At 67.0% G+C, this 10,633-nt stretch carries 9 protein-coding genes and 1 pseudogene; 2 read left to right on the forward strand and 8 right to left on the reverse strand.

Annotated elements, in window-relative coordinates; translation table 11 throughout:
- Nucleotide 1: 1 nt before the first annotated feature.
- The 3 genes and pseudogenes from ABH915_RS07190 to ABH915_RS07200 form a co-directional block, all read right to left on the reverse strand.
- Nucleotides 2–703 (reverse strand): TetR/AcrR family transcriptional regulator, encoded by a 702-nt coding sequence (locus tag ABH915_RS07190; RefSeq protein WP_370119387.1) that lies wholly within the window; start codon nucleotides 701–703, stop codon nucleotides 2–4.
- An 82-nt stretch (nucleotides 704–785) separates the two neighbouring features.
- Nucleotides 786–1,001: a heavy metal-binding domain-containing protein gene (locus tag ABH915_RS07195; RefSeq protein WP_370119390.1), complete on the reverse strand. Its 216-nt coding sequence runs from the start codon at nucleotides 999–1,001 to the stop codon at nucleotides 786–788.
- An 88-nt stretch (nucleotides 1,002–1,089) separates the two neighbouring features.
- A pseudogene (locus ABH915_RS07200) lies at nucleotides 1,090–1,185 on the reverse strand (heavy metal-binding domain-containing protein); the annotation flags it as partial.
- A 204-nt stretch (nucleotides 1,186–1,389) separates the two neighbouring features.
- On the opposite strand from ABH915_RS07200, the gene ABH915_RS07205 reads away from it, so the two are divergent.
- Complete coding sequence (locus ABH915_RS07205) at nucleotides 1,390–1,956, forward strand: hypothetical protein (protein ID WP_370119393.1); 567 nt, start codon at nucleotides 1,390–1,392, stop codon at nucleotides 1,954–1,956.
- Nucleotides 1,957–2,059: 103 nt separating this feature from the next.
- On the opposite strand, the gene ABH915_RS07210 is transcribed toward ABH915_RS07205, so the two are convergent.
- The 5 genes from ABH915_RS07210 to ABH915_RS07230 all read right to left on the reverse strand — a co-directional run bounded on the left by ABH915_RS07210 (nucleotide 2,060) and on the right by ABH915_RS07230 (nucleotide 9,501).
- Nucleotides 2,060–3,526 (reverse strand): dicarboxylate/amino acid:cation symporter, encoded by a 1,467-nt coding sequence (locus tag ABH915_RS07210; protein WP_370119396.1) that lies wholly within the window; start codon nucleotides 3,524–3,526, stop codon nucleotides 2,060–2,062.
- 256 nt (nucleotides 3,527–3,782) lie between these two features.
- Complete coding sequence (locus ABH915_RS07215; protein ID WP_370119398.1) at nucleotides 3,783–5,339, reverse strand: glycoside hydrolase family 71 protein; 1,557 nt, start codon at nucleotides 5,337–5,339, stop codon at nucleotides 3,783–3,785.
- A 544-nt stretch (nucleotides 5,340–5,883) separates the two neighbouring features.
- Nucleotides 5,884–7,584, reverse strand: a complete 1,701-nt coding sequence (locus ABH915_RS07220; RefSeq protein ID WP_370119400.1) for a DUF885 domain-containing protein — start codon at nucleotides 7,582–7,584, stop codon at nucleotides 5,884–5,886.
- Between the two features lie 121 nt (nucleotides 7,585–7,705).
- The gene (locus ABH915_RS07225; RefSeq protein WP_026537708.1) at nucleotides 7,706–7,921 is read right to left on the reverse strand and encodes an acyl-CoA carboxylase subunit epsilon; all 216 of its coding nucleotides are present in this window, start codon (nucleotides 7,919–7,921) and stop codon (nucleotides 7,706–7,708) included.
- Nucleotides 7,918–9,501 carry an acyl-CoA carboxylase subunit beta gene (locus tag ABH915_RS07230; protein WP_018774608.1) on the reverse strand — a complete coding sequence of 528 codons (1,584 nt, stop codon included), beginning with the start codon at nucleotides 9,499–9,501 and terminating at the stop codon, nucleotides 7,918–7,920. The genes ABH915_RS07225 and ABH915_RS07230 overlap by 4 nt, the downstream gene beginning before the upstream one ends.
- A 204-nt stretch (nucleotides 9,502–9,705) precedes the next feature.
- Between ABH915_RS07230 and ABH915_RS07235 the strand changes: the two genes are divergently transcribed.
- Complete coding sequence (locus tag ABH915_RS07235; RefSeq protein ID WP_370119405.1) at nucleotides 9,706–10,596, forward strand: SDR family oxidoreductase; 891 nt, start codon at nucleotides 9,706–9,708, stop codon at nucleotides 10,594–10,596.
- Nucleotides 10,597–10,633: the final 37 nt, after the last annotated feature.

The raw sequence follows: 10,633 nt of genomic DNA on the forward strand, positions 1-10,633 counted from the left end.
GTCAGTGCCGATCTTGGGAAGGGGTGGTGGGGGAGTGGGACGCGAATCCGGAGCCGAGAAGGCCCATGGAATCGATCAGGAGCTGGCGCAGGATGGACAGGGACTCGGGGGTCAGGTCGCCGCCGCAGCGGGCAAACCAGACATCCATGGCGGCTTTTCCGCACGAGATGACGGAGCCGGCGAGGGCGCGGAGGTAAAGCTCGTCGACGTCGCCGGCCGCCGTCAGCGCAAAGCGTTCGCGGGCGGCGTCGATGATCTGTTCGGTGCAGTGGTCCCAGGCTTCCAGTTCGGAGCGGCTGAGCTGGGGGTTGGTCTGGCCCAGGCTGTAGAGCTCGGCCACCGGTGCCACGGTCATGGGATCGGCCAGTTCAACGAGGGCTGCGCGGGCAGATTCCAGGATGGGCTCGCCTGCCGGGCGGAGCCGGAACTGCTGAAGTGCCGTGTCCAGGAAGCCGAACGTCACCGAGGCGAGCGCCGCCTCGGTGCTGCCGAAGTAGTTGAAGAAGGTGCGGCGGGAGATCCCGGCGGCGGCGGCGATGTCCTCCACGGTGAAGTTTCCGGGTCCCCGCGTGCGGAGCAGGTCCATGGCGGCGTCCGTGATGGCCTGCCGGGTAGCGGCCTTGTTCAGTTCGCGGCGCGAGGGGACACCGGGGTCGCCGGATGCGGCGGCCTGGGCGGCGGAGGGGGGAGGCGAGGGGTACACGCGCTTACACTACGTGCATGTTTGCACTCTGGGCAAGTATTTTCGAAGCGGGTGGCGGTAGGGCTGGCAGGGGGCCCGGCGCTCAGGGCTTGAGCCGGGCTGCCCCGTCGCCGGAATTGGTCAGGTAGATCGACTGGCCAGTGGCCCCGGGCTCGTTCTGCGAGAGCGGAATGGCAAATACGGCTGTGCCGTAAGCGCAGACCTCCGTCCAGTTCTGCCCGATCGCTGACGTATCGAAGCGCATGGCGATGATGGCGTTGGCGCCGCGCTGCTCGGCCTCGGCCACCATCCGGGCCATGACATCTTGCCGGCTGTCGTGGAGGGGCCCGCGTCATTTCCAGCACCTCGCCGCCGCCCAGGGAACGGAAGCCCGCCATGACCTGGGCGGTGATGTCCCGGGAACGGACGGTCAGGCCCATGACTTCGCCGAAGACGGCGTCGATCCGGTGGCCCGGAATGTCGTTCGAGGTGACGATCAGCATGCCCAGAGCCTATCCACTTTTGTCGACTTCCTGCCGTCTTTTCCCCTTCTGGGCGTCCTGCCGGATTCACAGGAAAGTGAAAGCTGGGAAACAGCTATCTCTGCTGGGGCAGGTGCAGACTGGAGGTGCTCGTGGAGCAGCCTTCCCCCGAAGTACCATCAGCTTCAAGCGCCGTCACCGCGCGGCAGATCCAGGAGACAGCAGATGTCACGCACAACCAAAATCGCGCTGGGCGTCGGGGCCGCGGCCGTGGCGCTGGGCGCAGGGCTCGGAGTCGCCGGGATGGCATCCGCCACCACGACGCCGACGCCCACCCCGACACCCAGCTCGAGTGCCCCGGGGAACAACTTCGCCGACGGCCACGGCATGCGCGGTGGGCACCGCGGCCACGGCGGTGCGGAGTCCGGCGCCCGCGCCAAAGAGCTCGCCGCCAAGCTCGGCGTCGACGAGGCCAAGGTCACCGAGGCCCTGAAGACTTTCCGCGAAGCCAACAGGCCGACCAGCCCGCCGGCCACTCCACCTGCCGCGGGGCAGAAACCGGACCGTGCCGCGGTGGAGAAGGCCCTGGCAGCGTCCCTGGCGAAATCGCTCGGCATCGATGAGGCCAGGGTCACCGCTGCCCTGGCGGAACTGCGCACCGCGGAACAGACCAAGCACGCCGCAGCACTGAAGCCCCGGCTGGACCAGGCCGTCAAGGACGGCACCCTGACCCAGGCAGAAGCGGACGCCGTCACCAAAGCCGCCGAAAAGGGTGTGATCGGCGGACACTAGCCCGTGCGGACTGGAGCCGACGCAGGTTGAAGCCGATGCCGGTTAAACCAGAGAAGTCCCCGGGGATTGCCGGCGACTTCTCTGGTTAACACTCGTTCAGCCGTTACGCCCTGGCGTCAGCCAGGTCCCGGTCGTCCCGTCCGGCCACGGGAGCTGCGGCGGCGGAGGGGTCGACGGTGCCATCGACGTCGTTGCTGTTGTCGCTGTCTTCGCGGTCCTCGCTGAACGGATCGCCGTTCCGCGGCGCGTTGTACAGCGTTTCGTCCAGGATGCCCTGGCGCTTGGCCACGATCGCCGGGATCAATGCCTGCCCGGCCACGTTGACGGCGGTGCGTCCCATGTCCAAGATCGGGTCGATGGCCAGCAGCAGGCCGACGCCGGCCAGCGGCAGTCCCAGCGTGGAGAGCGTGAGCGTCAGCATCACGACGGCGCCCGTGGTGCCGGCGGTCGCGGCCGAGCCGAGCACGGACACCAGCGCGATCAGCAGGTACTGGGAGAAGTCGAGCTGGATGCCGAAGAACTGGGCCACGAAAATCGCCGCCACGGCCGGGTAGATCGCCGCGCAGCCGTCCATCTTGGTGGTCGCGCCGAGCGGCACCGCGAAGGAGGCGTAGGCGCGGGGGACACCCAGGCTCCGTTCGGTCACGCGCTGGGTCAGCGGCAGCGTGCCGATCGAGGAGCGGGAGACGAAGGCCAGCTGCACGGCCGGCCACACGCCGGAGAAGTACTGCCTGACGGACAGCCCGTGGCTGCGGATCAGGGCGGGGTAGACCGCGAACAGCACAAGCGCCAGGCCGATGTAGATCGCCACGGTGAATTTGCCGAGCGAGCCGATGGTGTCCCAGCCGTAGACGGCCACGGCGTTGCCGATCAGGCCGACGGTGCCGAGCGGCGCGATCCGGATGATCCACCAGAGGACCTTCTGGATGACGGCGAGGGCGGACGCATTCAGGGCCAGGAACGGTTCAGCGGCCTTGCCCACTTTCAGCGCGGCGATGCCGACGGCGATCGCGATCACCAGGATCTGCAGGACGTTGAAGCTCACGGCTGTGGTGGCGACGCCGTCAGTGACGGTGGTGGTCGCGCCGAGGCCCAGGAAGTTCTTCGGGAACAGCCCGGTCAGGAAGGCCCACCAGTCACCGGACTTGCCGGCGTACTTGGCTTCCTGGTTGATGCCGGTTCCGGCGCCGGGCTGCAGCAGCACGCCCAGGCCGATGCCGATCAGCACGGCGATCAGCGAGGTGATCGCGAACCAGAGCAGTGTGTTCCAGGCCAGCCGGGCGGCATTGGAAACGGCTCGCAGGTTGGAGATGGAGCTGACGACGGCGGTGAAGATCAGGGGGACCACGGCGGTCTGCAGCAGCGAGACGTAGCTCGAGCCGATGGTCTGCAGCGTGGTGCCGAGGGCGTTGGGGTTGGCTTTGGTGCTGCCGGTGTACTTGGCCAGCAGGCCGAGGCCCAGGCCGACGATCAGGGCGGCGATGATCTGGAAGCCGAACGAGCCGGCCCATTTGGGCAGCTGGAACCCGGTCTTTCCAGCGGGTGCGGGGGTGCTTGTCTGAGTGGTCACCGGAACACGCTAGGACCGCTACGCATAGCATGACGAACGGATGTTGAGAAATGTTACGGCGCCACAGCTGGCCCTGCGCCGCGGAATGCCCGGGATTTCCGCGCGGGCGGGGGCTTTTGTGAAGTTATTCCAGCAAGCGGTGTGGCGATTGTCTCGTCGCCGGGCGGGTCAGGCCGCCTCCGGCCACGCGAGATGACAGTTCGCGGCAATGCTCATGCGAAACACTGCCGCGAACTGCCTTCTCGTGCAGGAAGGCCTAGCGTGCGCAGGTGCCTGCGACGCCGCCGCCTGCGTGGTAAATCATGTCCTGGTACGCCACGGAGGAGCGCACCGGGGTGTTGCTCGTGACTGTCTGGACCGTCACTCCGCTGCGCGCGAGCTTGAAGGACGGCGTGGTCCCGGCCACGAGCGGAACCTTGAAGGACGTCAGCCCGGCCGGCGCGTCCATGGTCTTGACGTTGCTTCCCTGCGTGATGGTCAGACGCCCCGGCGTCTTCAGCACGGCCACGAGTTCTACTTCGTTCTTCGCCGCGTCACCGTTCGGGATGTACATCGGTGCGGGTTTGCCGTTGCGACCGATGGGGGTCATCGAGTAGGGAGCGTTCGTGGGGTGCGAGCGGTGGCTCCAGTACAAGGCATCCTGGGTAATCGCGGGCTTGACCCCGTTCTTGAACCAGGAAATGTAGTAGGCAGCCATGTCCAGCACTGCATAGCCGCGTTGCTTGGAAGGTGCCACCCAGGACTCGGTGTAGTCGTTCCAGGCGATGAGCGCAATGGAGTCGGCGTTGCTGGTGACCGCCGAGGCCAGGGAATCGCGCAGGGTGGAGCTGTTGGATGACTCCCAGTATCGCCCGTCGTAGGACCGTGAATCCTCGAACGCCACCGGCTGCATGTAGGTCCTGCCGCGGCGGTGGGCTTCAGCGCTTTCCTTGGCGAGGGTCGGAACGCCGCTGGCGGTGCGGGTGCCCCATTGCGAATACCCGGACACCGAGTTGTTCCAGTCCGTCTTTTGTGTTCCTCCGCCCCAGGAAATGAAGATGGGTACGAGGTTGGATTTGACACCGGAGGAGGCGAGGCGGCTCCGGAGCCCATCCCACCATGCGGGTGTCTTGCGCTCCGGGAAGAACGGGGCGAGCACGATGCCGGCACTGTTCCGGTAGATCGACGAGTCGTCCTTCACCTTCATGACGTTGTTGTAGACACTGTCAGAGGTGGATCCGGCGGCCGTATTAAAGTCCGGGCTGAGCATGATCTTGAAGCCCGGGTCCACGGCCTTGGCAGCGGCGAGCATGGCTGGCAGCTGCTGCCAGCGGATATCGGTGGAGCTGTTGTATTCCCAGATGAAACCGTCCAGGCCTGCCCCGACTGCCTGCCGGACCTCCTTCTCGAAATCGGCCTGTCGCCAGGTGGTCTGGGTTGCACGCTGAGGAGCAACCGGACGATCCCGGAGGTCGTACGCGCCGTTGATGGAGTTGTGGGTGTCCATCCAGCGCGGGTAGACGTCGCGGGTGGGGTCGGGGCTGTCGACTGCGAGCGGGAACGGCGGGAAGTAGTAGGCCCACGCCTTCTTCGCCGAGGTGTGCCTGTTCGCGGGCGCCGGGAGGTTGAAGGGCAGCGGATTGCAGGCCGTTGCCGTGGCCGTGGGCGTGGCAGTCGGCGTCGCGGCGTTCAGGGGTGCCGGGGCGCTCATCGTGGCGGCGGCCACAACGACGGCCGTCGCAACCGCGGATGCCGCCGTGCGCTTCCGGATCCGCGTCCGCGCTTTCGCGGCGTCATTGGTCGGTGGTCTTAGGAATGAGGCGATATTCCTCATAAGGGCTCCAATATGGGGTCTTGTTTGTGCCCGGCAATCGTCAGCCGCTGCAGGAAGCCTCAGCGAGGTTTCGGCAGAAGCCCAGCGCACAGCTTTCCGCTGCGCTCCTCGGGGAGCGCCGAAATGCTGGCGCTATTCGTTCACGCGGGTTTCTATTGTCAATAGCTCGCACCGGAGACCAAGGTGCTGGTACCTCTAAGCATGCGCCTGGTTCATAGGCGTCGTCCCGCGTAAGTGCCGCAGGACCGACGCGCGCATACTGGACGGTCAGCAAGACCATGCCGCAGTTGCGGAGGTACTTGCATGACCGGCGCCCTGCAGGAGAGCAAAGTACACCGGACACTTCCGTCGCAGCCCCAGCCGCCGACCCGGGCCGTCAAAAGCCCACTAAATGTGTCCCCCAGAGAATAGTCGACTATTGGTCCAAGGTCCATTTTGGCGCGGGACAGGCGAACGGCCGGTTGCGGCGGCTTCGCTGCGCGAATAGTCGCCCCAACCGGCCGTCTGGCCACTGACGGTGCAGGTCAGCCCCCGAAAACCCGGATTACCCCAGGAGCGCGCGCTTGAGGGTGTCCAGGCCCACCGAGCCGATGTTCAGGGCCTTCGTATGGAACGCCTTGAGGTCGAAGCCGGGGCGGGATTCAAGTTCCGCCCGGATCTGCTCCCAGAGCCGCTGGCCCACCTTGTAGGACGGGGCCTGTCCCGGCCAGCCCAGGTAGCGGGTGAACTCGAACTTCAGCTGCCCCTCGCTGATCGGCAGGTTGGCGCGGAGGAAGTCAAAGCCCTTCTCCGATGTCCAGATGCCGCTGCCCCAGCGCTCGGGAACTTCAAGTTCCAGGTGCACGCCGATGTCGAACACCACGCGGGCCGCGCGCATGCGCTGCATGTCCAGCATGCCCATGTGGTCGCCCGGATCGTTGAGGTAGCCGAGTTCCTGCATGAGCTTTTCCGCGTAGAGAGCCCAGCCTTCGCCGTGGCCCGAGGTCCAGCACACACTGCGGCGCCACTTGTTCAGCAGCTCGCGGCGGTAGGTGGCGGTGGCGACCTGGAGGTGGTGGCCGGGAACGCCCTCGTGGTACACCGTGGTGGTTTCGGCCCACGTGGTGAAGGTGTCTTCACCGGCCGGCACGGACCACCACATTCGGCCGGGGCGGCTGAAGTCCTCCGAGGGTCCCGTGTAGTAGATGCCGCCCTCATCGGTGGGCGCGATCCGGCACTCCAGCGTTTTCATGATGTCCGGGATCTCGAAGTGGACGCCGGCGAGCTCGGCCACGGCCTTGTCCGACAGTTCCTGCATCCAGGCCTGGAGGGCGTCGGTGCCTTTGAGCTGGCGGGCGGGATCGTTGTTCAGGATCTCCTTGGCTTCTTCGATCGAGGCGCCGGGGCGGATTTCGCCGGCCACCCGTTCCTGTTCGGCGATGAGGCGGTCGAGCTCCTCCACGCCCCACGCGTAGGTCTCTTCCAGGTCGACGGTGGCACCGAGGAAGGCGCGCGAGGCCAGGGCGTAGCGCTCTCGGCCCACAGCGTCTTTAGCGGGGGCAACCGGCAGGAGCTCGGACTCGAGGAATCCTGCCAGCCGGGAGTAGGCCACCCGGGCGTCCGCGACGCCGGCGTCGAGCCTGGCCTGCAGTTCCGCCGGGAGCGGGCCGTCCGCAGTCTTGGCGCCGGCGGCGAGCTTCGCGAAGAAGCCGTCGTCCGCGGCGTGCTTGGTGGCCTGCTCGATCACGATCGACACCTGGCGGGCCGCGGCTACTTTGCCGTCCTGCATCGCCGAACGCAGCGACTCGATGTATCCGTCGATGGCGGCAGGGACGTTGTGGGCCCGGCCCGCGATGTGCTCCCACTGCCCGGCGGTATCGGTCGGCATGAGGTCAAAGATGGCGCGGATCTGCTGGGACGGGGACTCGATGTTGTTCAGCTCGGCCGTGTCCCAGCCCGATTCGTGGATTTCCAGCTGCAGGCCCAGCCGCTCGCGCATGGCGTCGAGCGTGACGGCGTCGACGTCGTCAACCGGCTCCAGTCCGTCCAGCGCCGCAAGTGCCTCGCGGGCGGCGGCCGCGAATTTCTCGTGGCCGGCGGGGGAGAAGTCCTGGTACTCGGTCTCGTGCCCGGGCAGGCCGAGTTCGGTGGCGAAGCTCGGGTTGAGCCGGATCAGCGTGTCCGTGTAGGCGTCGGCGACGGCGTCAATAGCCGTCTGCTGGCGCGCGGGGGCAGTGTTGTCTGAGGCGATGATTTCGGTAGTCACCCGACGAGACTAGCCCGGCCGCCGTGGTTATGAAAGAGTCACTGAACTTTTTCGCGCGCAACTTTTTCCGTGCAGATTTAGCCTGCGGGCTGGCCCAGCCAGGACGCTCAACCAGGTCGTCTCAGCCCAGGCTGCGGCGCCAGGCCTCCGGACCAGGCCTGGGCGCCAGCCGAAGCTGCTGCCGGCGGACCCAGTGCCGGACGCCGGGGCTTTCCGGTGCCGCCTGCTGGCTCTGCCCCAGGGACAGCACGACGGCGGTCAGCGCGGCCAGCTCTTCCGGCGTCGGCTCGCCCTTCACGACAGCAAGCAGAGGTGCGTCTGGGGTCTCAGGGCTCACAGCGGGATGTTCCCGTGCTTTTTGGCGGGCAGGGCGGCCCGCTTGTCCCGGAGGGCGCGCAGGCCCTTGATGATCTGCACCCGGGTTTCGGACGGTGCGACGACGGCGTCCACGTAGCCGAGCTGGGCGGCCTGGTAGGGGTTGAGCAGCTCTTCCTCGTACTGGCGGATCACCTCGGCGCGCTTGGCTTCGACGTCGCCGCCGTCCTCCGCCACCGCGGCGAGTTCGCGGCGGTAAAGGATGTTCACGGCACCCTGGGCGCCCATGACGCCGATCTGGGCGGTGGGCCAGGCGAGGTTCAGGTCCGCGCCGAGCTTCTTGGAGCCCATCACGATGTAGGCCCCACCGTAGGCCTTGCGGGTGATCACGGTCAGCTTGGGCACGGTGGCCTCGGCGTACGCGTAGAGCAGCTTGGCGCCGCGGCGGATGATGCCCTGGAACTCCTGGTCCTTGCCGGGCAGGAAGCCCGGCACGTCCACGAGCGTGATGATGGGGATGTTGAAGGCATCGCAGTGCCGGACGAAGCGGGCGGCCTTTTCCGAGGCCGCGATGTCCAGGGTGCCGGCGAACTGCATGGGCTGGTTGGCCACGATGCCCACGGTGTGGCCCTCGACCCGGCCGTAGCCGATGATCACGTTCGGGGCATAGAGGGACTGCATCTCGAGGAAGTGGGCGTCGTCGACAATCTGCTCGATGACCTTGCGCATGTCGTACGGCTGGTTGGCCGAGTCCGGGATCAGCGCGTCCAGGGCGAGGTCGTCGTCGTCGATTTCCAGCTCCTGCTGGTGCTCCAGCACCGGGGCCTCGGCGAGGTTGTTGGAGGGCAGGAAGTCGAGCAGTTCGCGGACGAACTCGACGGCGTCGGCCTCGTCGGAGGCCAGGTAAGTCGAGGTGCCGGTGTTGGCATTGTGCTGCCGGGCGCCGCCGAGGGTTTCCATGTCCACGTCTTCGCCGGTGACGGTCTTGATGACGTCCGGGCCGGTGATGAACATGTGCGAGGTCTTGTCCACCATGACCACGTAGTCGGTCAGGGCGGGGGAGTAGGCCGCGCCGCCGGCGGACGGGCCCATGATCAGCGAGATCTGCGGAACGACGCCGGAGGCGTGGACGTTGTTGCGGAAGATGTCCGCGAACATCGCCAGGGAGGCGACGCCCTCCTGGATACGGGCACCGCCGCCGTCAAGGATGCCGACCACGGGGCAGCCGTTGCGCAGTGCGAACTCCTGGACCTTGACGATTTTTTCGCCGTTGACCTGGCTCAGCGAGCCGCCATAGACGGAGAAATCCTGGCTGTAGACCGCGACCGGGCGGCCGTCCACCGTGCCATAGCCGGAGACGAGGCCGTCGCCGAGGGGCTTCTTCTTCTCCATGCCGAACGCGGTGGAGCGGTGCACGGCCAGCGCGTCGAATTCGACGAAGGAGCCGGCGTCCAGCAACAGGTCGATGCGCTCGCGGGCGGTATTCTTGCCGCGCGCGTGCTGCTTGGCGATCGCTTCCGGACCGGAGGGCTGCTCGGCACGGGCCTGGCGGTCGCGGAAATCTGCAATCTTTCCCGCAGTCGTGGTCAGATCGTGGCTCATCAAGTTTCTCCGGCTCTGTCGCAAGGTTGTACGGTGCCCGTTATGTGGGGTCCTTTGGCTGGAATCCACAAAAGCAGGGCTCTGCTGGCAAGTCTAGTGACGGTATTGGCCGGTGCCGCTGTAGGGAACCTACAATTTTCCCGCCGCGAAGCTCCCGCACCGCTTTGTTACCCGCGAGTAACATTGGTCCGCTAGAGTGTGGGCATGACTTCAAGCAACGATGCTTCGGGCACCGCCGCAGGGCCGTACCAGGCCGCCGGTTCCCTCCAGGGCCGCACTGTCCTCATCTCCGGGGGCAGCCGCGGCATCGGCCTGGCCATCGCGCTCCGCGCAGCCCGGGACGGCGCCAACATCGTCCTGATGGCCAAGACCGGTCAGCCCCACGCCAGGCTGGAGGGAACCGTGTATACCGCCGCCGAACAGATCGAGGCCGCCGGCGGCCGGGCCCTGCCGCTGGTCGGCGACGTGCGCAACGACGCCGACGTCGCCGGGGCTGTCGGCGCCGCCGTGGACCGCTTTGGCGGGATCGACGTCGTCATCAACAATGCGTCGGCGATTGACCTCTCCAGCACCGACGACGTGGACATGAAGCGCTACGACCTCATGCAGGACATCAACGTGCGCGGCACGTTCCTGCTCTCGAAGATGGCGCTGCCGGCCCTGCGCGCCTCCGCGGCCGGGCACATCCTCACGCTCTCCCCGCCCCTGAACCTGGATCCGAAGTGGGCCGGCCTGCACCTGGCCTACACCATGGCAAAATACGGCATGAGCCTGACCACGCTGGGGCTGGCCGAGGAGCTCAAGGCCGACGGCGTCGCCGTGAACTCACTCTGGCCGCGTACCTTGATCGACACCGCGGCGATCCGCAACATGCCCGGGGGCGACATGATCGTCAAGGGCGCCCGCAGCCCCGGCATCATGGCCGACGCCGCCCACGCCGTGCTGACCGGCGGCAACGCGGTCCCCGCCGGCGGGAGCCGGAGCGGCAACTTCTACACCGATGAACAGGTTCTCGCGGCGGCAGGGGTGACGGACTTCAGCCCGTACAGCCTCGGCGCGCCGGAGGCCCAGCTGGTCCCGGACATCTTCCTCTGAACTTGCTGGGTGTTTTGCGCACGCCTGCCCTGCGGAA

This window comes from Arthrobacter sp. MW3 TE3886 (assembly GCF_041262145.1).
In the GTDB taxonomy this organism is placed as follows: Bacteria; Actinomycetota; Actinomycetes; order Actinomycetales; family Micrococcaceae; genus Arthrobacter.

Excerpts from the sequence above, each read along its gene's own strand:
- ABH915_RS07215 (WP_370119398.1), bottom strand. The coding sequence starts at position 5,339 with ATGAGGAATATCGCCTCATTCCTAAGACCACCGACCAATGACGCCGCG.
- ABH915_RS07235 (WP_370119405.1), top strand. The coding sequence starts at position 9,706 with ATGACTTCAAGCAACGATGCTTCGGGCACCGCCGCAGGGCCGTACCAG.
- ABH915_RS07230 (WP_018774608.1), bottom strand. The coding sequence starts at position 9,501 with ATGAGCCACGATCTGACCACGACTGCGGGAAAGATTGCAGATTTCCGC.
- ABH915_RS07205 (WP_370119393.1), top strand. The coding sequence starts at position 1,390 with ATGTCACGCACAACCAAAATCGCGCTGGGCGTCGGGGCCGCGGCCGTG.
- ABH915_RS07195 (WP_370119390.1), bottom strand. The coding sequence starts at position 1,001 with ATGGCCCGGATGGTGGCCGAGGCCGAGCAGCGCGGCGCCAACGCCATC.